This window comes from Salinimicrobium oceani (assembly GCF_012037645.1).
In genome coordinates this window covers 1-343 of record NZ_JAAVJR010001217.1, presented here as the reverse complement: position 1 = coordinate 343, position 343 = coordinate 1, and the positions used below count along the sequence as shown (strand labels likewise).

Genomic DNA, 343 nt, shown 5'->3' with positions numbered 1-343 from the left:
GTAGATTAGGTAAAACTTTAAAAACCAAAATGTTATGAAATCTTATAAAAAATACAGCTTATTACAATTAATTGTACTTGCCTTAATTATGACCTTTTCAGCTTCCGACTTGTTTGCACAAGAAAATAAAGAAATTCAACTGACTGAATTTTTATTAGTTGTTCAAAACTCAGACAATAATAAAATAGTAATGGAGTGCAAAGAAGGTTGTGCCTGGAAAACTTTGTCTTACAATCTATCGGACAATAGAAAACCTCAGGCTATTGATGAATATGGAATGACTGATTTAAATAAAGTAAATTCTCAAGAAGATGCGGACCTTTCTAATTTTCTTTTCACTGTA

At 29.4% G+C, this 343-nt stretch carries 1 protein-coding gene; it reads left to right on the top strand.

Annotation, left to right across the window (positions count from 1 at the left end; all coding sequences use genetic code 11):
- Positions 1–34: 34 nt before the first annotated feature.
- On the top strand, positions 35–343 hold a 309-nt coding region (locus tag HC175_RS21530), incomplete at its 3' end, for a hypothetical protein (RefSeq protein WP_168139958.1).